Consider the following 25,091-nt stretch of genomic DNA (forward strand, 5'->3'; position numbering starts at 1 on the left):
CGCGTCTCAAAGCGTTATAGCGGCCTTTTGCGCGTTCGAAAGACGCACGGCGAACGCGACGGCCGGACTGCTCCCCGCAAGGGAATTGCCGTGGTCGCTTGCGTGCCATTCCGCCCCGCCGACGCCGTCCGACGATTGACAGTCTTGGCAGGCCGGGCCAACATCCAGGCAAATCAGCCGCGAGCCACGGGGCCGAAATAGCGCCTCAACTCCAACCTATCCTATTGACTCCAAAGGGCGAAAACACCGAATGCAGGACGACGCCTCGATTTCCCCCGTGCAAAGTCCGCTCCTTGGCGCCATGGCCGGCCGGGAGATCACGCATGGCTTTTTCACCCGCCAGGGCGGCGTCTCCGAAGGCATCTATCGCGGTCTCAATGTGGGCCTCGGCTCTAATGACGACCAGGCGCGCGTCGGCGAGAACCGCGCCCGGGTGGCCCGCTGGTTCGACACCGAGCCGCGGCGGCTTGCCACCGTTCACCAGATCCATTCACCCGACGCGATCGTCGTCGATGCGAGTTTCGACGGCATCCGACCCGATGCCGACGCGCTGGTGACGGCGACGCCCGGCATCGTGCTCGGCGTTCTTTCTGCCGATTGCGGACCCGTGCTTTTTGCGGATCCGGAAGCACGCATCATCGGCGCGGCCCATGCCGGCTGGAAAGGAACGCTTGGCGGTGTGCTTGAAAGCACGATCGCGGCCATGGTCTCGCTCGGCGCGCGCCGGAAGCGCATCGTCGCCTGCCTCGGCCCCTCGATCAGCCGCCAGCACTATGAGGTCGGACCCGAATTCGTCGAGCATTTCCTTGCGGCCGACGCGCGCCACGCATCGTTCTTCAGCCCCTCGGGCCGCAATGGGCACGCCATGTTCGATCTGCCGGGGCTCACGATCGAGAAGCTGACGGAGGCCGGCGTGACGGCGGAAAACCTCGATATCTGTACCTATGCCGACGAGGGCCGCTTCTTCTCCTATCGCCGCACCACGCACCGGCAAGAGCCGGACTACGGACGCCAGATATCCGCGATTTGTCTACGGGAGGTTTGAGATGGCGCTTCACTTCGCCGAAGAGGAATATGCCAGCCGTCTGGCCCGGCTTACGGCCCGGATGCAGGAAGAAAAGCTCGATGCCTTGCTCCTCTTCGCGCAGGAGAGCATGTATTGGCTGACCGGCTACGACACCTTCGGTTATTGCTTTTTCCAGACGCTGGTCGTGAAACGCGACGGAGAGATGGTGCTGCTCACGCGTTCGGCCGATCTGCGGCAGGCGCGCCACACGTCGAATATCGAGCGGATCGAAATCTGGGTCGACCGCGTCAATGCCGATCCCGCCGGAGACCTGAAGAACCTGCTGAGCGAACTCGACCTGCTCGGCTCCCGTATCGGCGTCGAATATGATACGCACGGCATGACCGGAAAGACGGCGCGGCTCGTCGACAATCAACTTTCCACCTTCGGCGAGCTTGTCGATGCCTCGCTGCTCGTCAGCCGGCTGCGGCTGATCAAGAGCCCGGCGGAGATCGCCTATGTGGAGAAGGCGGCGAGCCTCGCCGACGACGCGCTGGACGCGGCGCTACCCCTGATCCGGCCCGGCGGCAGCGAGGCGGATATCCTCGCCGCGATGCAAGGTGCGGTCTTTGCCGGCGGCGGCGACTATCCGGCCAACGAGTTCATCATCGGCTCCGGTGCCGATGCGCTGCTCTGCCGCTACAAGGCCGGCCGGCGCACACTCGACGCCAATGACCAGCTGACGCTCGAATGGGCCGGTGTCAGTGCCCATTATCACGCGGCTATGATGCGCACGGTGGTGATCGGAGTGCCGACCAACCGCCATCGCGAACTCTACAGCGCCTGCCGCGAAACAATCCAGGCGATCGAAATGGTACTCCGGCCCGGCAATACCTTCGGAACCGTCTTCGACGTTCACTCGAGGATCATGGACGAGCGCGGCCTCGCCAGGCACCGGCTGAATGCTTGCGGCTATTCGCTTGGTGCCCGCTTCTCGCCGTCCTGGATGGAGCACCAGATGTTCCATATCGGCAATCCCCAGGAGATCGAACCCGACATGTCGCTCTTCGTGCACATGATCATCATGGACTCCGACAGCGGAACGGCCATGACGCTCGGCCAGACTTACCTGACGACGGCCGGTGAGCCACGCGCCCTCTCGCGCTTCGGCCTGGACTTCATTTCTGCGTAAGGAATACGCCCTATGATCCCCGGCGAGAAATGAAGCGAAGTGCGGGCAGCGCGGTCTTCGGACTGCAACCCGCGCCAGAATTCAAGCCGGGACGGTAGGAATGATGCGAAAGCAGATCATGCCGATCGCAAGCCTTGGTCTTGCCGCGGCCCTTGCGGGCTGCAACACGACGGATGCTCTTATTCCACAGGTGGACGTCGGCGAAGGAAACTTCCACTCGCCGCCGGTGACGCAATCCGACCTCGATACCATGTCGGCGCAGACGGCGGTGATGCCGGTGGAAAGCGTGCCGCCAAGCCGCACGGCGGCCTTCTCTGCGCAGCCGCATGTCGCGGGCCCGCCGACGCAATCCGCGGCCGACTATGCCGATTACACGGATCCCGCCGGTACGCTGGAGGGCCAGGCAAATCGGCTTGCGCAAGGCGCAGCCCCAATTCAGACTACGCAGCCGCCTGTGCAGCAGCCGCAGAGCGAGCCGATTCCGCAGGAGTCTTCTCAACCGTCTCGCACGGAATCGGCTGCGGCCGCGCCGGCAGAAAGCCAGCACGCCGCCGCATCGCCTACCGCTGGTTCCAGCGCGGGCAGCATCCGGTTCCTGCCGATCATCGGGGCGCCGGTTCAGGCGGTGACGCCGCTCTCCAGGCAACTCGGGGCCTCGGCCCGCGCGGAGGGGCTTGCCATCAAGAGCTCCGGCGATGCCACGAGCGACCATATCCTCAAGGGCTATTTCTCGGCGCTCCAGGATGGCGGCAAGACCACCGTGGTCTATGTCTGGGACGTTCTCGACGGCAGCGGCAATCGCCTGCATCGCATCCAGGGACAGGACACGGTCGCCGGAAGCGCGGCCGAGCCCTGGAGCGCAGTGCCGCCCGAGACGATGCAGGCAATCGCCGAAAGGACGATCAGCGCCTATCTCGAATGGCGTCGCTCCAGAGCGGGCTGAGAAAAGCGCCGCGCTTCCCACCCGCATCCCGCACCAAACTTGCTTAGCTCGATCATGTTCTACGGATTTAGGCCGGTCGGGCCAAATTCACCGTGATCCTGGCCAGCAGATTGCAAAGATTTTAGGATAACGACCCCTGCGGCGCAGCAATCCCCCTTGCATTCGACTTCAGGGACGCTAAAAAGCGGCCGATCAGTCTGACAGCGGCCGTCCGCAACGATTGCCCGCGATCGGAATGGCTCACGGAATCTGCGCGGTACAAGCCGTCCCGGACTGGCCCCGGATGGCGACCGCGCCAGCGCAAGGCGGACCGTCAATGAAGGTTTTCGCAGGCAATTCGAACCGGCTGCTGGCCGAAGCGATCTGCAATTATCTCAACCTGCCCCTCGGCAAAGCCACGGTCCGGCGCTTCGCCGACCAGGAGATCTTCGTCGAAATCGGCGAGAACGTGCGCGGCGAGGATGTGTTCATCATCCAGTCCACATCGTTCCCGACCAATGATCACCTGATGGAACTGCTCATCATGATCGATGCGGTTCGCCGCTCCTCCGCCCGGCGCATCACCGCCGTGCTTCCTTATTTCGGCTACGCCCGGCAGGACCGCAAACCCGGACCGCGCACCCCGATTTCCGCCAAGCTCGTCGCCAACCTGATCACCGAAGCCGGCGCCGACCGCGTTCTCACCCTCGATCTCCATGCCGGCCAGATCCAGGGCTTCTTCGACATCCCGACGGATAACCTCTATGCGGTCCCGATCCTCGCGCGCGACGTCAAGGAAAACTACAATCTCAACAATGTCATGGTCGTTTCACCGGACGTCGGCGGCGTCGTGCGTGCCCGCGCCCTTGCCAAGCGGCTCGACTGTCTGCTCGCGATCGTCGACAAGCGTCGCGATCGTCCTGGTGAATCGGAAGTCATGAACGTCATCGGCGAGGTCAGCGGCAAGGATTGCATCCTCATCGACGACATCGTCGATTCCGGCGGCACGCTCTGCAACGCTGCCGAAGCACTCCTGAAGAACGGCGCCATCAGTGTCACCGCCTACATCACCCACGGCGTCCTCTCCGGGGGTGCCGTCGCCCGCGTCACGTCGTCGATGCTGAAGGAACTGGTGATCACCGATTCCATCCAGCCGCCGACGGCGGTGCAATCGGCCCATAATATCCGCGTGATCTCCACCGCCGCCCTGCTCGGCGAAGCGATCAGCCGCACCAGCCAGGAAGAGTCGGTATCAAGCCTGTTCGACTGAGGCCGCACCTCGAGATTTGCAGCCGATCGCGAGCCGCGATCGGCTGATGACCTTTTTGTCTCACACGGATGAGGCCGCGGCTCGGGCAGACGTTGCGTTTCTTTCTTCCTGGCCTCGCGTGCTGTCAACGGGAGTGCCTCATGAGCAGTGGCGAAAGAGACCCATGCAGCACACCTGCCACCGCCAATTCCGTCAAAAAGACTCCCAACCGTCAGCCGTAACCGCAGCATTGCCGTGGAAGACCGCAGCCACCTTGGTTGCCATGACCCGCGCCGGGGAAGTGACGGGCTTCGAGGCGGGCGTTGCCTCGGCCGGTCGCGTCTGACGCAAAGCCGTGCTCACTCCAACATTGAACTGACCAAGCAGATCGAATAGCGCCTCGGCTTCCTTCGCAAGGCTGTGAGCCGCGGCCGTGGATTCTTCGACCATAGCTGCGTTCTGCTGCGTGCCCTGATCCATGGTGTTGACGGCCTGATTGATCTCCTTGATCCCGGTTGCCTGCTCTTTGGCTGCTTCGACGATCGCCTCGACATTGCCGTTGACCTGTTGGACCTGCGACACGATGGTGTTGAGCACCGTGCCCGTTTCGCCAACCAGCGCCACGCCGCTCTTAACGTGCGCGTTTGAATCGGTGATCAGATCCTTGATCTCCTTGGCGGCCTTGGCCGACCGCTGCGCCAGCTCGCGCACCTCCTGGGCAACGACGGCGAAGCCTTTTCCGGCATCGCCCGCGCGCGCCGCCTCGACCCCGGCATTGAGTGCAAGGAGATTGGTCTGGAAGGCGATCTCGTCGATGACGCCGATAATGTTGGAGATCTCCGACGACGAGCTTTCGATCTTGCCCATTGCCTCGATGGCACTGCGCACGACTGCGCCGGAATGCTCAGCATTTTCGCGAGTCTTGCGCACAAGCTGCCCCGCCTCTTCTGCACGGTGACTGGTATCGGCCACCGTGGTCGTGATCTCTTCTAGGGCGGCGGCCGTTTCTTCCACCGAGGCTGCTTGCTGCTCCGTCCGCTTCGACAGATCATCCGATGCCGATCGAATCTGCTGCGAGCCGGCGGCGATTGCGCCCGCATTCTCCGCCACCGCCTGCATTGTCGTGCGCAGCTTCTCCACCGCGGCGTTGAAGTCGATCCGGAGTTTTTCCAGCGTGGGAATGAATGGAGTACTCAGGTTCTGCGCCAGGTCACCGTTCGAGAGCCTGTTCAGGGCGGCTGCGAGTTGGTCGACATTGTTCACCCGAGCGGTAACGTCGGTCGCGAATTTGACGACCTTAAAAACCTTGCCGCTCATGTCGAAAATCGGGTTATAGGAGGCCTGGATATAAACTCTTGTCCCACCTTTACCGATGCGCGTGAATTCGTCGGCGACGAATTCACCGCCCGACAGGCGCTGCCAAAAGCGGTGATAATCCTCGCTTTTCGTATAGACGCTGTCACAGAACATCGAATGATGGCGGCCCTGGATTTCCGAGAGCTGATAGCCGAGCGTTGAGAGGAAGTTCTCGTTCGCGGTGAGGATTTCGCCGTTCGGCGTGAACTCGATGACGGCCTGGGCGCGCGATAGCGCGTCGAGCTTGCCGGCATCTTCGGCGCCCTTCAGTTTCTGCGCCGTGATGTCGGTCGCAAATTTGACGACCTTATACGGCTTGCCACCTCGGAAGACGGGATTGTAGGACGCTTCGATCCACACCTCTTTGCCGCCCTTGCCTATGCGCTTGTACTGACGCTGGTCGAACTCACCGCGATTGAGCCGGGCCCAGAACTCACGATAATCGGAGGACGAGGCTTCTGCAGGATCGACAAACATCCGGTGATGCTGGCCGACGATTTCCGAAGCCTCATAACCAAGGGCGCTACAGAAGTTGCGGTTCGCGGACAGTACCTTGCCGGTCATGTCGAATTCGATGATGGCCTGCGACTTGTTCATCGCAGACAGGACCGCCTTGGCATCTGAACCAAAGCCAAATGGAATTGCTTTCATGCTATTTCCTCCTTGTAAGCGAAGCGAGCCGTAACCGCTCCCGTCAATGCCGCTCCCGTCAATGCCGTTCGCCGTTTCCCACCCGCCGCAGGCAGGATCGAGAGGCCGGCACATCGATGTGAGCCAGGGCACCAGTGTTGTTTGTCGAATGTGCAAGGATCTCGCGCCGCGAAACCGGCTGCCATCATGGCAGGCGGGAGATGGGTAGCCTCGCTGTCCCCAAACTGGGATGCGATGGTTTCCAAACAGTGAAGGAAAGAGTGTTTTATTCCAAAATTCTTATTTAGCGGCGACTCAATTCTGCGGGGCTTCCACCCTACATCGAAATGACAGCGCATCGTCGCCTTGTACGTGTCAATTTTTGGGTGGCGCATCGGCCCGAAAGTCGTACCCGAGAAAGCGATGCGCAGAGGCAGATTTACGCCGATCTTTGAACGTCTGAAAGGACGCGCCGCGCCGCAGTCTCCGCACGCCACGCATGCGGACTATCTCTCCATGCGAGGTAGTTCCCGAGGCAGTACTGCGCATGCCTCACCACCCCCGCCAAAGAGCCGAGAACGGGTGAGGAAGCGCTTCTCCCGTCCGTTGTCGAGCGAGAACATCCCGCCCCTGCCCGGCACCACGTCGATGATCAGCTGCGTGTGCTTCCACGCTTCGTATTGGCTTGCGCTGATATAGACCGGGACGCCGTCGATCTCGCCCAACTTCACGTCATTGCCTCCGACGATGTAATCGTCTGCCGGGTAGCACATCGGCGAAGAGCCGTCGCAGCAGCCGCCGGACTGATGAAACAGGATTTCCGGATGGTCGCGCCGAATTTCGCGGATGAGATCGATCGCCGCATCGGTCGCAAGCACCCGCGGCTCGCCATGGGTGTCCGTCATCAATTCTCTCCTTCCACAACGGCCGACAGGCCCCCGAAGGATATCGGGGGCCCGCCGGGAGGATCCCCGGCGATCGCCGCCGGAGCGGAACGATCAGAAGAAGCCGAGCGCCTTCGGGCTGTAGCTCACCAGCATGTTCTTCGTCTGCTGGTAATGGTCGAGCATCATCTTGTGAGTCTCGCGGCCGATGCCCGATTGCTTGTAACCGCCGAAGGCCGCGTGGGCCGGATAGGCATGGTAGCAATTGGTCCAGACACGGCCGGCCTGGATGTCGCGGCCGAAGCGATAGCAGCGGTTGGCATCGCGGCTCCAAACGCCGGCGCCGAGGCCATAGAGCGTGTCGTTGGCGATCGCCAGCGCCTCGTCCTCGGTCTTGAAGGTCGTCACGGATACGACCGGACCGAAGATTTCCTCCTGGAAGATGCGCATCTTGTTATGGCCACGAAACACCGTCGGCTTGACGTAATAGCCGCCGGCAAGCTCGCCTTCGAGCGCATTGCGCCCGCCGCCGGTCAGCACCTCGGCGCCTTCCTGCTTGCCGATGTCGATATAGGAGAGGATTTTTTCGAGCTGTTCGCTTGACGCCTGCGCGCCGATCATCGTCGCGGGATCGAGCGGATTGCCCTGCTGGATCGCCTCGACCCGCTTGATCGCCCGCTCCATGAAGCGGTCGTAGATGCTTTCCTGGATCAGCGCACGGCTCGGGCAGGTGCAAACCTCGCCCTGGTTGAGCGCGAACATGGCGAAGCCTTCGAGCGCCTTGTCGAAATAGTCGTCGTCCTCGTTCAACACGTCGGCGAAGAAGATGTTCGGCGACTTGCCTCCGAGTTCGAGCGTCACCGGGATGAGGTTCTGGCTGGCATATTGCATGATCAGCCGGCCCGTGGTGGTTTCGCCGGTGAAGGCAATCTTGGCGATGCGGGGGCTGGTCGCCAGCGGCTTGCCCGCTTCGAGGCCGAAGCCGTTGACGATGTTGAGCACGCCCGGCGGCAGAAGGTCGGCGATGAGTTCGGCAAGCACGAGGATCGAGGCGGGCGTCTGCTCGGCCGGCTTCAGCACCACGCAATTGCCGGCCGCAAGCGCCGGCGCCACCTTCCAGGCAGCCATCAGAATGGGGAAGTTCCACGGGATTATCTGGCCGACGACGCCGAGCGGCTCATGGAAATGATAGGCGATCGTGTCGTGATCGATCTCGCCGATCGAGCCTTCCTGCGCGCGGATGCAGGCGGCAAAATAGCGGAAATGATCGATCGCCAGCGGAATGTCCGCCGCCATCGTCTCGCGAATCGGCTTGCCGTTGTCGAAGGACTCGGCCCGCGCCAGGAGTTCCAGATTGTCCTCCATCCGCGCCGCGACCTTCATGAGGATGTTGGAGCGTTCGGTGGTCGAGGTTCGGCCCCATTTCTCCTTCGCCGCATGGGCGGCATCGAGGGCCAGTTCGACGTCGGCCGCATCCGAACGGGCGACCTGGCAAATCACACCGCCGGTGATCGGCGTCGTATTATCGAAATAGCGACCGGAGACCGGCTCGCGCCATTCACCCCCGATGAAGTTTCCGTATTTGGCCTTGAACGGGCTCTCGACGATCTTCTGATGCAGCATGGCTTCCTCCCTTGGAAAAACAGCGTTCTGAATTGCTGTGGAAGAAAGGGTGAGGCCGAATGCCGATTTTCGATAGAGCCCCGCCGCAGACGGAAACGCCATCTGTTTCAGAATTGCGACAGGTAGAGCGCAGCGCGCTGAAAGTCCGCTAAACAACGCTAATAGGGAACGAAGCCCGAACCGCGTCACGTTGCCCGCCGCTTCATCGACAGGATCAGCGGCTTTCTGCCAGTCACGTTTGCGGCTCGATCCAAAGAGAGTCGCCAGAGTCCACACGATCCGGTAAACGGCGGCCGGGATGCCTATCCCGCGCCGATGGGACCGGCGCGAGCGCTCTGTGTCGCGCCCACGCCGCCCTTCCCTTTATAGCACTCAGCCATATTTACACCTTCACTGCCGGAAGGCGGTTTCTTCAAGAGGCCTGGGGCATGTCCATCATAATCAGCATCCTGATCACGGTCCTTGTCATCGCCTTGGTGCTGTACCTCGTGCAAAAACTTCCGATTGACTCGACGATGAAGCAGATGGCTCAGATCGTCGTTGTAGTCGTCGGCATCGTCTCGTTGCTCAGCTCGCTAAACGTATTTTGATTAAGGCCTGCCACTACTCGACCCAGCCGACACCACCGGCCGGGAGTGCTCTCAGCCCGCTTTCCCGCCATTCCGGTGCGGATTGGACGAAGGCGTCAACATACCTGCGCGCCAGCCGGACTTGAAATCGCAAGAGGCTCGTTGTCGAACTGCTCATTCCGGTCCTTGGTCGCTTTTGCCCGCCGCCTCCATCCGCGTCATCGCCACTCCTGCCTTGAGTTTCCCTGCGCAGCGGTTTTTCGACTGCGCCGCCTTGATTATCCCGTTCTCCAAGCGAAGGCGTGATCAAGGTTCTCCCAAGAAGTCATGTTAACAAATTCTTGGCTTAGGAAAATAATAAATGTAGTACAGTATAATCATTGGGACGTACGGCGGTATTGCTCAGATTTGTTGGCTTATATTTTCCAACATTTTTCCTTGTATAAATAATATTTCTTGGCGCTCCTATCAATTGAGCGCCAAAGGTGCTATGTAAGGATTGCTGTCGCCCTATGCGCCGACCGTAGAAAGAATCTCTATGAAATGCGCCCACTCCATGACCGCGTCGGCATCCGGCGCGCGGAATCCAAGGGCGGGATCATCATTTCCGACATTGCCAAGGAAAAGTCGCGGGGAGGCGAATTGATCGCCGTTGGTCCAGGCACGCGTGATGAAGGCGGCAAGCTGATTCCGCTCGACGTTACGGCCGGTGATACGATCCTGTTCGGCAAATGGTCCGGCACCGAATGAAGATCGACGGCGAGGAACTGATCATGAACGAGGCCGACCTCATGGGCATCGTCGAAAAGACCGTCGCTGCCTGACGGTCGATTTCCGACCCCGCAATCTCAAGACCGAACTGGACGAACATAATGTCTGCCAAGGAAATCAAATTCTCCACTGATGCGCGCGATCGCATGCTGCGCGGTGTCGAGTTGCTCAACAACGCCGTGAAGGTGACGCTGGGTCCCAAGGGCCGCAATGTGGTCATCGACAAGGCCTATGGCGCGCCGCGCATTACCAAGGACGGCGTCGCCGTTGCCAAGGAAATCGAGCTGCCCGACAAGTTCGAGAACATGGGCGCGCAGATGGTGCGTGAGGTGGCCTCTAAGACAAACGACCTCGCCGGTGACGGCACCACGACGGCGACTGTGCTCGCTGCCTCCATCCTGCGCGAAGGCGCCAAGCTCGTCGCCGCCGGCATGAACCCCATGGATCTCAAGCGTGGCATCGACCTTGGTGTCGCTGTCGTCGTCAAGGAAATCCGGGCGCGCGCCAAGGAGGTCAAGTCCTCGGGCGAGATTGCCCAAGTCGGCACCATCGCCGCCAACGGCGACGCGACAGTCGGCGAGATGATAGCCAAGGCGATGGACAAGGTCGGCAATGAAGGCGCCATCACCGTCGAGGAAGCCAAGACTGCCGAGACCGCACTCGACGTTGTCGAGGGCATGCAATTCGACCGCGGCTATCTCTCGCCCTATTTCGTCACCAATGCCGAGAAGATGCGCGTGGAATTGGAGGACCCCTACATCCTCATCCACGAAAAGAAGCTTGGCAATTTGCAAGCGATGCTGCCGATACTCGAGGCGGTCGTGCAGAGCGGCAAACCGTTGCTGATCCTCTCCGAGGATGTCGAGGGCGAAGTTCTGGCGACGCTGGTCGTAAACAAGTTGCGCGGTGGCCTAAAGGTCGCAGCCGTAAAGGCGCCGGGCTTCGGCGACCGCCGCAGGGCCATACTGGAAGACATTGCCGTCCTCACGGCCGGCCAGATGATCTCCGAGGATCTCGGCATCAAGCTCGAGAACGTCATACTCGACATGCTCGGCCACGCCAAGCGCGTGCTGATCGAGAAGGATACCACCACGATCGTCGACGGTTCCGGCGATAAAGCGACCATCCAGGCGCGCATCCAGCAGATCAAGGCACAGATCGAGGAGACGACCTCCGACTATGATAAAGAAAAACTGCAGGAACGCCTGGCGAAACTCGCCGGCGGCGTCGCGGTAATCCGCGTCGGCGGCGCGACGGAAATCGAGGTCAAGGAAAAGAAGGACCGCATCGACGATGCGCTGAACGCCACGCGTGCCGCGGCTGAGGAAGGCATTGTTCCTGGCGGTGGTGTTGCCCTGTTGCGCGCCAGGTCGGTCCTGGTCGGATTGACCGGAGCGAATGCGGACGTCACGGCCGGCATCTCGATTGTGCTCAGGGCGCTTGAAACCCCGATCCGGCAGATCGCCGAGAACGCCGGTGTCGAAGGCTCGATCGTCGTGGGAAAACTCACCGACAGCAGGGATTACAACCGGGGCTTTGACGCGCAGACGGAGACCTATGTCGATATGATCAAAGCCGGCATCGTCGACCCGGCTAAGGTCGTGCGCACCGCTTTGCAGGACGCCGGCTCAATCGCGGCACTTCTGATCACTGCCGAAGCGATGATCGCCGACATTCCCTCAAGAGAATCTGCCCGGCCGGCCGGTAACGGCGGCATGGGCGGGATGGGATATTGAGAACAGTGCCTGAGCGGCGTTGGTGCACGGATGACCTGGTAAACCGATTTGAGGCCCACATATGCGAAACGCGTTGATTTTGCTGGGCAGCCAATTGGCTTCGCGGCGTCAGAGGCCGCCATTCACCAAAAACGACGACGAAGGTCACGAGGGGGTCACGACGCAGGACGGGCTCGAACCGGTGCCTATGTCGTCCGCCGATGAAGGCGCCACGCTCATCGAAAGGACGTTCGGCAACCAGATCAAGCCCGCTGCGAACGGCAGCGCCTCGCTCGACAAGGGCGAGAAATGACAGAACCCCTCTGTCCAACGGAAAGGATGGCGACGAAGTTCGTGATTGCGTTCTACCGTGTTCGGGATGCGGACGACGCGCATGCGATCGTCGGTCCGCGAAACCGCGGAAGCTGCCGATTTCGACGAGGCGACAGAGATTGCGCGGGAGCTCTTGCGGACGCTCGACATGCCGCAGCGTCCGGACGTCGTCGAAGGTGATGGAAACACGATCCATTCAAGCAGGTTCAACACCATCGAAAATCTTGATGAAAGGCCACAACCATGAACGCCCACAGCAATGAAACTGAAGCCGGGCGAAATGCGCTTGCGATCAGCATCTGGGAAAATGAAGGTGGGACGCCAGCGCCCGACACAATGGATGATCAATGCGGCCGCCGCATCGATGCGGATCGCTCCTGGGCGGTCTATCACGTGTTCACAGGCGCACCGGCGCGTGTCGGCGGCAACCTTCGCAATATCGAGCGCCGGATAAAACGGATCAGGCTATCGGCACCCGCGCGGTCCGCGTCCGAAACAGAGGCGCGCTGATTATGACGCTGTCATTTCCGAATCCGAGCCGCAGCCTCGATGAAAAAAGGAACGCCGTCCGTTTCCTCGTCCATGACGGTATGTTCGAGGTGCGGTTCTTCGTCGAGGCCGGCGCGCTCGCGATAGCGGGTGCCGAATTGGGCAGGTCGGAAATCTCGGAATTAAAGCTCCTTTCTGCTTTTGACGCGTTGCGTCCGTCCATCTACGATGTCGCACGCAAGGCCTATTCCAGTGGCCGCCACGATTCCTACACACTGACCGCCGCTGATTTCCGCTAGGATGGATCCAGATGCTGATCCGCTACGGCTATGAGATCACGCTGAACTGCCAGCAACCGACCGCGTTGGTGTGCCTGTTGTCGGTCCACGAGGATCGCGCGGCCGATATCCGCGTTCCTGAAACGACATTCACCGCCCCCGATGTGCCGACATCGACCTATCGCGATCTCTTCGGCAACCGCTGCCGGCGGCTTGTCGCACCGGCCGGCGACTTGACGATATGGGGTGATGCCACAATCGAGGACGACGGCAAACCGGACAAGGTGCTGCCAGCCGCCCAGGAACTCCCAGTGTCGAAGTTGCCGGACGATTGCCTCGCCTACCTCATGGGCAGCCGCTATTGCGAAACCGACCGTCTCAGCCAGATCGCTTGGGACATGTTCGGCGCGGTCGCGCCCGGTTGGGGGCGTGTGCAAGCGATCTGCGATTTCGTTCACGACCATATCCGTTTCGACTACATGCAGGCCCGATCGACGCGGACCGCCTTCGAAGTCTTTCATGAGCGCGTTGGTGTCTGCCGCGACTTCGCGCATCTTGCGGTCACCCTTTGCCGCTGTCTCAACATTCCCGCACGCTATATCAACGGTCATCTCGGCGACATCGGCGTCCCGGTCGTCGACCCGATGGATTTCAGTGCCTGGATGGAGGTCTTCCTGGACGATGGATGGCACACGTTCGATCCGCGCAACAATACGCCGCGTGTCGGCAGGATCGTGGTTGCACGCGGCCGTGACGCAGCCGATGTCCCCCTCATCAACTCGTTCGGGCCGCACGTCCTGAAGTCGTTCCGGGTGTGGACTTATGAGGTGCCGGCCTTGCAATAGCCGCTGGGAGCATTCGCCAGTCGCGATCAAAACGCAGGAGTGGTTCACGGCATGAACGACAGCCTCTCACGGCTTCCCAGGGAACCGGCAGATCGGCTCACCAAGCCGTTCATGCGATTCCTCCGCATCGAGGCTACGGCGGGCATTATCCTTTTGCTCAGCACGCTCTTGGCGCTAGGCCTCGCAAACACGGCGTGGTCGTCGTCGTTTCTCGCCTTATGGGAGATGCCCGCGGGCGTCAGAGTTGGCGACATCGAGATCTATCGTTCTCTGAAGCACTGGATCAACGACGGACTGATGACGCTCTTTTTCTTCGTCATCGCCCTTGAGCTGAAACGCGAGCTGGTGCTGGGGGAGCTGCGCAATCCGCGCATAGCCGCTCTCCCCGTCGCCGCTGCTCTCGGCGGGATGGCGGTGCCGGCCGGTCTGTTCTCGCTGCTGGTCGGCGGCGGGCCGGGTGCGAGCGGCTGGAGCACCGTGATGTCCACCGATACGGCCTTCCTCATCGGGTGCCTTGCGGTGCTTGGTTCGCGCATACCAGGCCGCTTGCGGCTGTTCCTGCTCTCTCTTGCAATCTTCGACGATGTCGGCGCCATCCTGGTCGTGGCGATCGGCTATGGCGAAGCCTTGAATTGGGTCGCACTCGCAACCGCCATTCTCGGGCTTGCTGTCGTCGCAGGGATCGCGCGTCTGGGCATCCGCAGCATTCCGGTGTATTTCGTGATAGGCGGCGGCATCTGGCTGGCATTCGACGCATCGGGCGTCCATGCGACGCTCACCGGAGTGATTCTTGGATTAATGACGCCGGCGCGGAGGTGGATAAGCGACACACGCCTCCACGCGATACTCGACCGGGTGAGCGCCTATCCGCCCGGCGACCATTGGAGCCGCGACACGGCGGCACGCAACGACCTCCATCGGGCAGGCGTCGCGACCCGCGAAGCACTGTCGCCGATCGAGCGTCTCGAGATCGCTCTCCATCCCTGGGTTGCCTTCGTGATCATGCCGCTTTTTGCGGTCACCAACGCGGGCGTTCCGATCGCGGATGCAAACTTCGACCTTCCCCTCACGATCGCAATTGTCGCCGCCTTCGTGATCGGCAAGCCCGTTGGCATTGTGCTCTTCAGTGTTCTCGCAGTGAAACTCCGCTTCGGGGCTCGTCCAGACGATCTCCCGTGGAGCCTGCTGGCAGCCGGAAGCCTGCTGACCGGGATCGGCTTCACCATGGCCCTGTTCATTGCCGAACTTGCTTTCGAGCTCGAGCTACTGAACTCCGTCAAGCTCGGCGTTCTCGGCGCTTCCGTCGTCTCGGCAGCACTCGGTCTTCTGGCGTTGACCTGGCTGACGTCTCCTGGAAGACGGTAGTCCGCGATCCGGTTTAAGGCATTCGCTGACTAGCAGCCTGGCAACGAACTAACTCGCAAGCGCTTCACGGCCCGTCACTTTGTCCATGCTGATGGCGAAAAAAATGGGAAGGTATCCGGGTGGCTTCTCATCCGCGCCCCAGCTAAGGGCACCTGGCTCCCACCAATCATTGTAGACGTTCAGTATGCCCCACGCGTGCTTCTTCTCCGTCTCTTCGTGGAATTCGCGGTACCTGCCCTCGATGATTACGCATTTCCATCGGTGCTGATCAGTGGAATGTTCGATCTCGACGCAGACAAGCGGATTGCTCCGCATGAATTCAATCTTTCTTCCCGGCATCGAAAAACTGAAAATTTGGCCCTCTGCTCGGATATAATATATCGGCACAACATAAGGTTGATTGTCACGGCAACATCCAAGCCGGGCCACGCGCTGCTCGGAGATGAGTATGCTGCATTCACTGGGTAGCATTTCGCGCAATCTCGTTGGCGTTGCTCCGTCCAGATCTCTTGTTCGGTCGACGTCCTCGATGCTTGCGGATGACCGCAATCTACTCTTGATCGTAGCACGGGATGGCATGCGCGGGTGCCATAAAACGTCGGATTCGCGCGTGTGGATCGGTTTCCCTTCGGAGGTGATAATTGATTGCAATTCTCTCGGAAGGGTCCATGCTGTGATTAAGACCAAACCTTCTAGCGCACGCCTCACGGTCCCGCGGAGTTCCGCCGAGATGCCCCAATTAAAGGAGGGCAGCATGTCTTCCGCCTTGACCCAGCAATACCTTACCTCGCTCAACATCAAGATGTTGAAGCGTGTGCTTGACACAACAGGACTGTTTGACGTCGATAGCGCTTGGCACCGAGAAAAAAGGCAGGATGCGGCGAGATATCTCATCACAGCTTTCCAGGATGGCGTTCATTCGGAGGCGGCGCTTTCAGCCTCGCTCATGCGCCAGATCAAGGTGTTTTCCTCGCCTTCTTCGCCTATTTCGATCGCCGATCCGCTTCAAAAAGAGGATGAGAGGCGTTGGGAGAACGAAGGCGGCGGCATGGCTAGACACCACCAGCTCGCATTTTGATCAATGATTAAGTTGGGAGCCAAATCTGGCCGGAGAAAATCAGGGATTGTATCAAGCGATCGACAGCCAACCGTTGTTAAGCGGCGCCGGGAGGAAGCGGCGTGGAGCGTGGTGCCGGAACCGCTTGCGAGGGATCAGCCGACCCGACCCTTTTCTGAAACGAGGATCCGTCAACTCAATCCCTTGGATCGGCTTCCAAGTGGTCAGCCGCAGCAGAGGGCGACGCCCGTAGCGTACGCTCTTCGAGTTCCGTTACGACCCACTCGAGAAAGAGGTTGTAGGCCACCGCCAGTAGGGTCGGCCCGAGAAAAAGCCCGATTAATCCAAAGGCCAGGACGCCGCCAACGAGCCCGAACAGACCGAGCAGCACGGGCAGATTGATGTTCTGGCCGAGCAGATATGGTCGTAGGAAGTTGTCAATGCTGCTGACGAGAAGCAGACCCCACATAGCGATGAAGAGGCCCCACCAAACTGACCCCTGCATGAGAAGCCAGAGTGCAACCGGCCCCCACACGAACGGCGGTCCCGCGGGCACAAACGAAAGCAGGAACGTCAGGCAGCCCAGCAATAACGATTGGGGCACACCGGCGATCCAGAAACCGACGCCGGCCAGTAGGCCTTGGGCAAGGGCCGTTCCGATCATTCCGTATACGACACCTTTCACGGTCATGCCGATGACCGCGAGCAACCTCCTAGCGCGAGTGCCGGCAACCCGCTCACCGATTTGGCGCATGAAACTGATCATGCGTCGGCCGTGCAGGAACAGGAAAAAGGTGATGAATATACTGAGCGCGACTTCGAGGAGGCCGGTGCCGAAAGCTGCACCGCCAGCGAGAGCAATGTCGGTGACAGGACCGGTCAGCTTTTTGAGCTCAACGATGAAGGCAGGAGCGTCATGGGCTAAGCCCTCCCAATAGGTAGCCAAATTCTCACCAACAACAGGCAGACCTTTCACCCAATTCGGTGGTGCCGGGGGACCCTGCTCTAGGACGCGCGTTATTCCCTCGGCCAGATTCTTTATATCGTCGGCGAGCGCCGTCACAACGAAAGCAAGCGGCGCGGCCACAACAATGACCACTAGCATCGTCATAGCTGCTGCGGCAGCCGCCCGGTTGCCACCCACAGCACGTTCACATCGGCGGTAGATAGGCCATGTCGAGAAACAAATCACCGCGGCCCACATTATTGCCGACAGGAAGGGCCAAAGGACGAGAGCGCAACCAATCGCCAGCAGCACAAGCGCGCCGATGCCCAGGAGCTGCTCGATCAGTCTGCTTAGAGGAAACATGACCCCTCCTCCGGTTCCTTGCGATTCTACTCCCAATTTTGATCTTGGTGCGCAGGGCGCCGTGCAGAATCGCTGATTTGCCCCCCCAACGCCATCGCTGACCAGACACCGTCGCTGTGGCGGACGTGCCAAAGTTGGCAACCATCCCCGTGGATGCCTGGAGCCGCGATCGCCCTCCATCTTGGACGCGGAGCTTGCTTCGAAGCGGCCGCAATTGGCAGCCTGCCTGTTTTCAACTATTATACATCTAGCCGTTAGCGGATTGTAAGAATGCGAAATAATCGTAACATCTTGTATATTATCATTGGCGCATTAATCATCATTGCGGCAGTCTTTGCTTATCAGTATTTTCAAGAGCGACGGGATATAGCGGAGATCGAAATCAATTTCGGCGAGGACGGTATTTCGGTCGAGAGGAAATAGAACCAGATTCAAAATGGAGATAAAGAGATGTCCTTGGGAACGATACTTCTAATTATTCTTATAATATTTTTGTTGGGCGGGTTTAGTGGACGATTCGGAGGCTATGGCTACGGTTACGGGCACGGCGGCATTGGTGCCCTCGGCGTCGTGGCGATCGTTCTGCTCATTCTGGTCCTTACGGGCAGACTTTAGGCCGACACCACGGTGAACCTGAGATCAGAATTGAAACGACGCTCGCGCGCTAAACGGGCGGCCAAAACCACATGATCAGAGGAACGCCTAGCAAGACCACAATGAACGAGAGCGGCAGCCCCAACTTCCAATAGTCGCCGAAGCGGTAACCGCCGGGCCCCAGCACCAAAGTGTTGCACTGGTGTCCAACAGGCGTGAGAAAATCGCACGCCGCCCCTACCGCGACTGCCATCAGAAACGCATCCGGATTGTAGCCAAGTCGCTGAGCAAGGGTGACCGCGATCGGTGCGATGACGAGAACGGTGGCCGCGTTATTCAAAAACGGCGTTGCGGCCATTGCGACAACCATGATCATTGCAAGCGCACCGTAGAGGGGCAAGGTGCTGGCGAACCGAGCGAGGCCGCCGGCGATAAGGTCTGCACCACCGGTCGTACGGATCGACTCGCTCACGGGAATGAGAGCGCCGAGCATTATCAGGATGGGCCAATCGACAGCCTCGTAAGCTTCCCGAAGCGAAAGTGACCCGAGCAATACCGTCAGGACAGCAGCAGCAAAGAAGGCCGTGGCAACGGGCAGCAGGCCTAATGCCGTTAGCAGCATGGTACCAGCCAGGACCAGCACCGGAATCAGGCCCTTTCGCGGATTGCCCAAGCGGATCTCACGCCCGGCCAACGGAAGAAGACCGAGTTCCATCAGCCTGGTCGGGAGAAGCACGAGATCGCCCTTCAAAACGAGAACGTCGCCTGGTCTTAACGCGATGTCGCGCAAACGCTCGGTGAAGCGCTTGCTGCTCCGGCTCACCGCGAGAAGATTGATGTTGAAACGGTCATGTAGCGCCAGGCGCTTGGCGGTTTGCCCGATCAAAACCGATTTCGGGCCGATCACCACCTCGATGCCGCCAATCTCCTCGTCTACTCCCTTCGCTTCCGTCGGACGGTCGTGCCCTTCCAGTTCCAGACGCGTGCGCCTGATGCCTCGCTCCAGCGCCTGAGGGTCTCCTTCCAACAGAACGATATCGCCCTGACGAAGGACGACGTCCGGCAACGGCATCAGGCGCTCGACCCGGTTGCGAACAAGGCCGGTGACAAGGACCTCCTCGTCCAACAAGGTCGACAAATGACCGATCGATTTGCCGATGACAGACGAAGTCGCGGTAACGCGGGCCTCTGTCATGTAGTCCTTGATGTTAAGCGCCTTCTCCATTGTCGGGACCGCCTCGCGTCCCGTGGGAAGCAGCCGGTAGCCAAACGCCAGAAAGACCACCCCCGCTGCGGCAAGCCCTAAGCCGACCGGAGTGAAATCGAACATGTTGAAAGGTCGGCCCGTCAGTTCCTCGCGCATCCGGGAAACGACAATATTCGGTGATGTGCCAATGAGGGTAATGAGCCCGCCAAGCAAAGAACCGAACGCCATCGGCATGAGAAAGGACGAAGGGGAAGCTTTCGACCGGCGCGCCATCTGGAAGGCGACTGGGATCATCATCGCCAGCGCGCCGATGTTCTTGATGAACACGGAGAGAACCGAGACGGTCGTTACGAGAATAACAACCTGAGCCTGCACAGAGGTCACGCTGGGCGCCACCCGATGGAGCAATGCCCCTATGACACCACTGCGCTCAATCGCGGCGCTTACGACAAGCGCGCTGGCTACAATGATGACAATGTCGTCCCCGAAGCCGGAGAAAGCTGCCTTGTGCGGCACGATGCCGGTGAAAACTGCGGAAAGCAACGCGAGAACCGCAATGAGGTCGTAGCGGAGCCGTCCCCATATGAAAGCGACCATCAGGCCGATCAGAATGGCGAAGGCGAAAGCCTGAGCCTGTGTCATGGATAAAGTCCCGACCAACTCTTCCCAATGTCAGGTCCATTTTACTCGCCTGAAGGAGCTAATGTCGGAATAACTTGCCAGCGTCGTTCAACGGCGCGGCACTCCGAACCTGCGTTCGAGCTTAGAGAGCGATGCGCGCATGATCAGAAGACTACAGGATGCCTCCGAACAGGAGTATGCGCCGCCTACATCCCATTGATTCCGTGTGTTTCTGAGCATTGAGGTTTCTGCCACAAGGTTTTCGGCAAGGCTGGAGATTTGGCATGGCGGATGGTGAAGGATTTGTCGGGCGATGCGAAGTTGTGGAGCCTCGTCGTGGAAACCGACGATGGCCCGATGCTGTGAAGGCGCGGATTGTTGCGGAGAGCCTTCAGCCTGGAGTTCGGGTCGCTGACGTTGCGCGTCGTCATGATCTCGTTGCGCATCAACTTTCTTGCTGGCGACGACAAGCACGTCAGGGTCTTCTGGCGCTGCCTGCCGAACTGATGCCAGCCATTGAGGACGGGCCTATCGAACCCGCTTTTGTGCCACTTGCGATTACGACGGAGCCGAAGACGGCTACCGATGCTTTGCCGATCCCGGATCCGGTCGCGGCCGCTTCGCAGATCGTGACGGTAGAAATAGGCGCAGACCTCGTGGTGAGGGTTCCCGGCGATGTGCCGGTTGATCGGGTTGCAGCCTTGGTGCGTGCGATGCGAGGGACGGCGTGATCGTCGCGGGCCAACGATTACCGATCCTGATCGCGACGCGGCCGGTGGACTTCCGCTGTGGCCATCAGGCGCTGGCATTGATGGTGCAGACCGAGTTGAAGCTTGATCCGCATTCCGGGGTGACGGTGATCTTCCGGTCGAAGCGCGGGGATCGCCTAAAAATCCTGGTATGGGATGGCACCGGAATGGTGCTGATCTACAAGGTTTTGGAGCAGGGAAACTTTGCCTGGCCCAAGGTGCAGGATGGAACGATGCGTCTTTCTCGGGCTCAATACGAAGCCTTGTTCGAAGGGCTTGATTGGCGACGGGTTATGGCGCAGCGGGTGACAGCGCCGACTGCGGCAGGATGACTCACCTGTTCGGTTTTGGCATTGTTTTATTGGGCTTTTCTGCTTCGATTTGCTATGAAGCTGCATGTCGCAGCCCATCGATCTCAGCCAGTTCCCGGACCTTCCCGTCGAGGTATTGAACGCCTTTGCGGCGGTGCAGTTCGAGCTGTCGGTGGAGCGTGCGGCACGTCAGCATGAGCAGGCGGTGGTGGCCGAAAAGGACGCCTTCATCACCGAGCTGAAGGAACTGATCGAGAGGCTTGAGGGCCAAGTTCAGGACTACCGCCGCACGAAGTTCGGGCCGAAATCGGAAAAGCTGGATCCGACGCAGATGGAACTGGCGCTGGAGGACCTGGAGACGGCCATTGCCGAAACACAGGCAAAGATCGCCGTCGTCGAGGAAAAGATCGCGGCGAGCGGACCCGATATCGGCAAGGACGTCCCTCGCAAACAGCGTAAGACGCGCGCGCTGCCGCAGGGCCTGCCGCGGGTCGAGCGGGTGATCGAGCCCGACAGCATTGCTTGCCCCTGTGGTTGCGGCAAAATGGTTCGGATCGGCGAAGATCGGACGGAACGGCTCGATCAAATTCCGGCGTGCTACCAGGTGATCGTCACGATCCGCCCGAAATACGCTTGTCCCAAGGGCCGCACGGGCGTGGTTCAGGCCAGAGCGCCGGCGCATTTGCTGGAAGGTAGCTGGCCGACCGAAGCCCTGTTGGCCCAGGTCGCCGTGTCGAAGCATTCCGAACATATGCCGCTCAACCGTCAGGCGACAGTCATGGCCCGGCACGGAGTGCCGATCGACCGCACCGTCCTGGCAGATTGGATGGGCAGGACGGGTGCTGCGATCGCGCCGGTGGTAGACCACATGGCCATGATCCTGAAACAGGGCAGCTCAAGACTCTATGTCGACGAGACCACGGCCCCGGTGTTGGATCCGGGAGGCGGCAAGACCAAAACCGGCTATCTCTGGGCGGTTCTGCGCGACGATCGCGGCTGGAACGGCTCTGCGCCGACTGGTGTGGTCTTCCACTACCGGCCTGGGCGTAAAGGCGAATATGCCGCAGAAATCCTCGACGGCTTCAACGGCACGATCCAAGTCGATGCCTATGGTGGTTACTCGCACCTCGCCACGCCGGACCGCACGGGCGGCGATCCGTTGAAGCTGGCCTTCTGCTGGGCGCATGGCCGCAGAAAACTGATCAAGGCCAAGCCGAAGAAGGGTTCGCCCATCGTCGACGAGGCGTTGCTGCGTATCGCCGCTCTCTACAAAATCGAGGACAGCATCCGAGGCCGTGATCCCGGACACCGCCAGACTGTGCGCCAGAACCTGTCCCGTCCGCTAGTCGATGAGTTCTTCACCTGGTTGTCCGCGCAGGCCGCGCGCGTCTCGCGCAAGTCCGACCTCGGCGTGGCCATGGCCTATATGCTGAGACGACAAGACGGCTTCCGGCTGTTCCTCGATGACGGCTGCGTCGACATCGATTCAAACCTGGTCGAAAACGCCATACGCAGCCCGGCCATGAACCGCCGCAACGCGCTGTTTGCAGGCCATGACGAGGGTGGCCGAAATTGGGCCCGCTTTGCCAGCCTGATCGGCAGCTGCAAAATGAATGGCGTCGAACCCTACGCCTACCTGCGAGATCTCTTCATCAGCCTGGCCAATGGTCATCTCGCGAAAGATATCGACGCCCTCATGCCATGGGCCTACGCGCAACGGACCAGCGCCTCATAGTGAGCTCGTCAGGGACTCTTCGATGAGCTCACGGGACATCCGCAAGCGATAGACCTGACCGTTGCAACCGCAAAATCAATGGGGTGGAGACGCCGCATACGAACAGGACCGAATAGACAATCACAGCAATCGCCAGCGTAAACGCAAGCGATACGAACAGGCGCGTGAAGTCGTAGGTATAGAAGCGGGCGGGATGAGGTTTTTCATAGCGATCTCCTAAGTTTCGTCGAGATGCCCAAAGCGCCGCGTTAGCGCGCTTCAGGATAGCGAGCGACTGCAAGTCGTGCTGACCTTGCCGAGGATGTCCGCTGGAACTTGAATATCGGCCATAATGGTCGCCACCAGTTCGTCACGTTTCGCACGATTGTCGTAGCCCTTAAGCGTTGCGAGATCCGTGCTGTTGGCCGTAGCCATTCGCCCTGCCGCACTCGAGCAAATGCCGGCAAGCGCGTCCACGCTGGCCGTTTCTGCCGCCAGAGTGCTGGCAGTCGTGGTGGTAATCCATCCAGCATTGAAGCCGATGATCGGCGCGGCGAAAAGCCCGACAACTAAACCAATCGCGTAGGGTTTTGTCCGTTCAAGGATTTGATCGAATGTCATGATCTCATTCCCTCTAATCAGGTTGATTATCGGGATCGTTGCGGGCCCGTGCTCCGACCAGGAGCCAATGGCAATCCAGTTTTTTTCACAGTGCGCTCTAAATTAACTAAAGTAAACAACCAATTCTGGATTCATCAGAAAAAATAAATTTTCAACTAATGAACGCATAAAAGCTTGTCTGAAAACAAAAGATCTCGATATGTCAGCGCTTCTCTATTTTACATAACCATAAAATTATTTTCTTCAAAAACATATCTTCACCGGAAAATCATGGTAAAGCCACATTCAAGGCATAAAAGAATTATGATTGCTTTTTGAGGCCCGCTCGGCTTTTTGCTTTATCAGAGGAAAACCCCACCGATCTCGCTTCAACATATCCACATGCGGACTTGGTTCAATGAGGCTGTAGGACAGTCGCTGTTCGGGCTGCAATTGGCGCCAAACGGCCTCCTTCGTTGCTCAGTCTCGCCACCACGTACGCCACAGAAAAGGAGGGCAGCATGTTTGCCCGGACGACACATCGAACAGTCCATTTCGATCGACCATTCTGGATGCCGAACCTCGGTGAGATGGTGGCTCCTGGCGACTACCAAGTCGATGATGACGAGGAGTTGATCGAGGGCATCTCCTGGCTCGCCTATCGCCGTGTGGCGACCTTTATCAAGCTACCAGCCACGGCCGAGAACAAATACCGAATGCGACTTGTGGCCATCGATCCCGAGGAACTTGAACGCCTCATTGCAGTCGATCGCCACGAAGACACAATCTCCCCGTCGTCCTAACCACTGCGTCTTCATCGATTTCGCATGGGTCTCTCAGTGCGCCTCATAGATCGCGCACATATTTCACCCCGTGCGGCGGAAACCTATCATATCACCGCCAAACTCCCCTTAAGGGACAACTCACCCCAGTATCGCATCCGCAATGATGAACTCGGCCAAGAGCGAGTGAGCAACGAAGATAATCTGGAGCCGATTGACGGGTTGGCATCCGATCACTGAGCAGCGTCCAGTCGTCGCGCAGGCGACTGCGGGAGGAGAGCTGCAGATGAAAAGCAAACACGAAGAGCACGCGCTCCTCATCAGCGCATGGGAATCCGAAGGCGGCGCGCCGAACAGATCCGGACAGCTCGATCAGTACGGCCGCCGTTTCGATGGAGACGGAACCTATACGATCTATCACCTCTTCACCGGAGAGACAGCAGAGATAGGCCCTTGGAAGATGGAAGGGCTCAGCCCCAAAAATGCAGTGCGCGCGCTGCGTATTCTTAATACCCCCAGGCTGGCCGGCGGTCGCCTCGACCTGTGAAGAAACACCGTCGCGCATTTTGGCAAGAAGTGCCGTAGGAGCGACCCCCGCGTGACAGCCGTTTTGCGGCGCTCTGTTAAGTGCGGTCGCACGCACCGACGATGAGGCCGTCGACCTCTATGGCAAGACATCGCCCAAAATGATACTGGCGGGAGATCCAGCTTGCCGGTGGCAGTTCCGGGATCGATGCGGTCAGGAACATTCCTGCTCAATCTCCAGTTCCGGCGATCTTCATAAGCGGCGTTTCCTGAGCGCCTTCTGACTGGTGCAAGACCGGGACCGGCGTTTCTGGTGACGAGGCCGTTCAACGCGGGGTGAAGGCGCATTCTTCAATGAGTACGCGGGCGCGTAAGGTCCGTTTATCGGCATGAGT

The 25,091-nt window shown here is 59.8% G+C and carries 26 protein-coding genes and 2 pseudogenes; 21 read left to right on the forward strand and 7 right to left on the reverse strand.

Annotation, left to right across the window (positions count from 1 at the left end; translation table 11 throughout):
• Nucleotides 1-250 precede the first annotated feature (250 nt).
• The 4 genes from pgeF to AC4P1R_RS10815 all read left to right on the forward strand — a co-directional run bounded on the left by pgeF (nt 251) and on the right by AC4P1R_RS10815 (nt 4,390).
• Nucleotides 251-1,045, forward strand: coding sequence for a peptidoglycan editing factor PgeF (pgeF, locus tag AC4P1R_RS10800; RefSeq protein WP_069461408.1), 795 nt, complete (start codon nt 251-253; stop codon nt 1,043-1,045).
• 1 nt (nt 1,046) lies between these two features.
• On the forward strand, nt 1,047-2,198 hold the full coding sequence (locus AC4P1R_RS10805) for a M24 family metallopeptidase (protein WP_069461407.1): 1,152 nt from the start codon (nt 1,047-1,049) through the stop codon (nt 2,196-2,198).
• Between the two features lie 103 nt (nt 2,199-2,301).
• Nucleotides 2,302-3,141, forward strand: coding sequence for a hypothetical protein (locus AC4P1R_RS10810; RefSeq protein WP_492177736.1), 840 nt, complete (start codon nt 2,302-2,304; stop codon nt 3,139-3,141).
• 316 nt (nt 3,142-3,457) lie between these two features.
• Nucleotides 3,458-4,390 carry a ribose-phosphate pyrophosphokinase gene (locus AC4P1R_RS10815; RefSeq protein ID WP_069461405.1) on the forward strand — a complete coding sequence of 311 codons (933 nt, stop codon included), beginning with the start codon at nt 3,458-3,460 and terminating at the stop codon, nt 4,388-4,390.
• A 192-nt stretch (nt 4,391-4,582) separates the two neighbouring features.
• Here AC4P1R_RS10815 and AC4P1R_RS10820 read toward each other — a convergent pair whose 3' ends face one another.
• From AC4P1R_RS10820 to adh, 3 genes are all read right to left on the reverse strand, one after another.
• A complete protein-coding gene (locus tag AC4P1R_RS10820) occupies nt 4,583-6,376 on the reverse strand; it encodes a methyl-accepting chemotaxis protein (RefSeq protein ID WP_069461404.1) in 1,794 nt (597 codons plus the stop codon).
• A gap of 485 nt (nt 6,377-6,861) precedes the next feature.
• Nucleotides 6,862-7,260, reverse strand: a complete 399-nt coding sequence (locus AC4P1R_RS10825) for a DUF779 domain-containing protein (protein ID WP_492176912.1) — start codon at nt 7,258-7,260, stop codon at nt 6,862-6,864.
• A 93-nt stretch (nt 7,261-7,353) separates the two neighbouring features.
• A complete protein-coding gene (adh, locus tag AC4P1R_RS10830) occupies nt 7,354-8,862 on the reverse strand; it encodes an aldehyde dehydrogenase (RefSeq protein WP_225191284.1) in 1,509 nt (502 codons plus the stop codon).
• Nucleotides 8,863-9,290: 428 nt separating this feature from the next.
• On the opposite strand from adh, the gene AC4P1R_RS10835 reads away from it, so the two are divergent.
• The 8 genes and pseudogenes from AC4P1R_RS10835 (at nt 9,291) to nhaA (ending at nt 15,227) form a co-directional block, all read left to right on the forward strand.
• Complete coding sequence (locus AC4P1R_RS10835) at nt 9,291-9,452, forward strand: Thivi_2564 family membrane protein (RefSeq protein ID WP_086017997.1); 162 nt, start codon at nt 9,291-9,293, stop codon at nt 9,450-9,452.
• Between the two features lie 522 nt (nt 9,453-9,974).
• Nucleotides 9,975-10,255: pseudogene (locus AC4P1R_RS10840) on the forward strand (co-chaperone GroES).
• 48 nt (nt 10,256-10,303) lie between these two features.
• On the forward strand, nt 10,304-11,938 hold the full coding sequence (gene groL / locus AC4P1R_RS10845) for a chaperonin GroEL (protein WP_069461401.1): 1,635 nt from the start codon (nt 10,304-10,306) through the stop codon (nt 11,936-11,938).
• 61 nt (nt 11,939-11,999) lie between these two features.
• Nucleotides 12,000-12,230, forward strand: a complete 231-nt coding sequence (locus AC4P1R_RS10850; protein WP_492177771.1) for a hypothetical protein — start codon at nt 12,000-12,002, stop codon at nt 12,228-12,230.
• 81 nt (nt 12,231-12,311) lie between these two features.
• The gene (locus AC4P1R_RS10855) at nt 12,312-12,497 is read left to right on the forward strand and encodes a hypothetical protein (RefSeq protein WP_245314854.1); all 186 of its coding nucleotides are present in this window, start codon (nt 12,312-12,314) and stop codon (nt 12,495-12,497) included.
• Nucleotides 12,498-12,762: 265 nt separating this feature from the next.
• The gene (locus AC4P1R_RS10860; protein ID WP_492177737.1) at nt 12,763-13,038 is read left to right on the forward strand and encodes a DUF1488 family protein; all 276 of its coding nucleotides are present in this window, start codon (nt 12,763-12,765) and stop codon (nt 13,036-13,038) included.
• An 11-nt stretch (nt 13,039-13,049) separates the two neighbouring features.
• Entirely contained in the window at nt 13,050-13,862 is an 813-nt protein-coding gene (locus tag AC4P1R_RS10865; RefSeq protein WP_492176913.1) for a transglutaminase-like domain-containing protein, read from the forward strand.
• A 51-nt stretch (nt 13,863-13,913) separates the two neighbouring features.
• Nucleotides 13,914-15,227 carry a Na+/H+ antiporter NhaA gene (nhaA, locus tag AC4P1R_RS10870; protein ID WP_492176914.1) on the forward strand — a complete coding sequence of 438 codons (1,314 nt, stop codon included), beginning with the start codon at nt 13,914-13,916 and terminating at the stop codon, nt 15,225-15,227.
• A 48-nt stretch (nt 15,228-15,275) separates the two neighbouring features.
• Here the strand turns inward: nhaA and AC4P1R_RS10875 are convergent, their stop codons facing one another.
• A complete protein-coding gene (locus AC4P1R_RS10875; protein WP_492176915.1) occupies nt 15,276-16,025 on the reverse strand; it encodes a pyridoxamine 5'-phosphate oxidase family protein in 750 nt (249 codons plus the stop codon).
• Between AC4P1R_RS10875 and AC4P1R_RS10880 the strand changes: the two genes are divergently transcribed.
• A complete protein-coding gene (locus tag AC4P1R_RS10880) occupies nt 15,982-16,305 on the forward strand; it encodes a hypothetical protein (protein WP_069458009.1) in 324 nt (107 codons plus the stop codon). The two genes, AC4P1R_RS10875 and AC4P1R_RS10880, sit on opposite strands and share 44 nt — an antisense overlap.
• Before the next feature lie 175 nt (nt 16,306-16,480).
• Here AC4P1R_RS10880 and AC4P1R_RS10885 read toward each other — a convergent pair whose 3' ends face one another.
• Entirely contained in the window at nt 16,481-17,593 is a 1,113-nt protein-coding gene (locus tag AC4P1R_RS10885) for an AI-2E family transporter (RefSeq protein ID WP_069458010.1), read from the reverse strand.
• A gap of 450 nt (nt 17,594-18,043) precedes the next feature.
• Between AC4P1R_RS10885 and AC4P1R_RS10890 the strand changes: the two genes are divergently transcribed.
• The gene (locus AC4P1R_RS10890; RefSeq protein ID WP_069458011.1) at nt 18,044-18,208 is read left to right on the forward strand and encodes a DUF3309 family protein; all 165 of its coding nucleotides are present in this window, start codon (nt 18,044-18,046) and stop codon (nt 18,206-18,208) included.
• Nucleotides 18,209-18,257: 49 nt separating this feature from the next.
• Here the strand turns inward: AC4P1R_RS10890 and AC4P1R_RS10895 are convergent, their stop codons facing one another.
• Nucleotides 18,258-20,036: an SLC13 family permease gene (locus tag AC4P1R_RS10895; RefSeq protein ID WP_151611533.1), complete on the reverse strand. Its 1,779-nt coding sequence runs from the start codon at nt 20,034-20,036 to the stop codon at nt 18,258-18,260.
• A 263-nt stretch (nt 20,037-20,299) separates the two neighbouring features.
• On the opposite strand from AC4P1R_RS10895, the gene tnpA reads away from it, so the two are divergent.
• The 3 genes from tnpA to tnpC all read left to right on the forward strand — a co-directional run bounded on the left by tnpA (nt 20,300) and on the right by tnpC (nt 22,810).
• The gene (gene tnpA, locus AC4P1R_RS10900) at nt 20,300-20,746 is read left to right on the forward strand and encodes an IS66-like element accessory protein TnpA (protein WP_113133470.1); all 447 of its coding nucleotides are present in this window, start codon (nt 20,300-20,302) and stop codon (nt 20,744-20,746) included.
• Nucleotides 20,743-21,096, forward strand: a complete 354-nt coding sequence (gene tnpB, locus AC4P1R_RS10905; protein ID WP_159415856.1) for an IS66 family insertion sequence element accessory protein TnpB — start codon at nt 20,743-20,745, stop codon at nt 21,094-21,096. The genes tnpA and tnpB overlap by 4 nt, the downstream gene beginning before the upstream one ends.
• Before the next feature lie 64 nt (nt 21,097-21,160).
• Entirely contained in the window at nt 21,161-22,810 is a 1,650-nt protein-coding gene (gene tnpC / locus AC4P1R_RS10910; protein WP_247961104.1) for an IS66 family transposase, read from the forward strand.
• Between the two features lie 258 nt (nt 22,811-23,068).
• Here tnpC and AC4P1R_RS10915 read toward each other — a convergent pair whose 3' ends face one another.
• Nucleotides 23,069-23,410, reverse strand: a complete 342-nt coding sequence (locus AC4P1R_RS10915; RefSeq protein ID WP_492176916.1) for a hypothetical protein — start codon at nt 23,408-23,410, stop codon at nt 23,069-23,071.
• Nucleotides 23,411-23,910: 500 nt separating this feature from the next.
• Between AC4P1R_RS10915 and AC4P1R_RS10920 the strand changes: the two genes are divergently transcribed.
• The 4 genes and pseudogenes from AC4P1R_RS10920 to AC4P1R_RS10935 all read left to right on the forward strand — a co-directional run.
• Nucleotides 23,911-24,192: a hypothetical protein gene (locus AC4P1R_RS10920; protein ID WP_492176917.1), complete on the forward strand. Its 282-nt coding sequence runs from the start codon at nt 23,911-23,913 to the stop codon at nt 24,190-24,192.
• Between the two features lie 24 nt (nt 24,193-24,216).
• Entirely contained in the window at nt 24,217-24,411 is a 195-nt protein-coding gene (locus AC4P1R_RS10925; RefSeq protein ID WP_492176918.1) for a hypothetical protein, read from the forward strand.
• Nucleotides 24,412-24,457: 46 nt separating this feature from the next.
• The gene (locus AC4P1R_RS10930) at nt 24,458-24,718 is read left to right on the forward strand and encodes a hypothetical protein (protein ID WP_069458015.1); all 261 of its coding nucleotides are present in this window, start codon (nt 24,458-24,460) and stop codon (nt 24,716-24,718) included.
• Between the two features lie 85 nt (nt 24,719-24,803).
• A pseudogene (locus AC4P1R_RS10935) lies at nt 24,804-25,027 on the forward strand (response regulator); the annotation flags it as partial.
• Nucleotides 25,028-25,091 lie beyond the last annotated feature (64 nt).

The organism is Sinorhizobium sp. Y406, assembly GCF_058732025.1.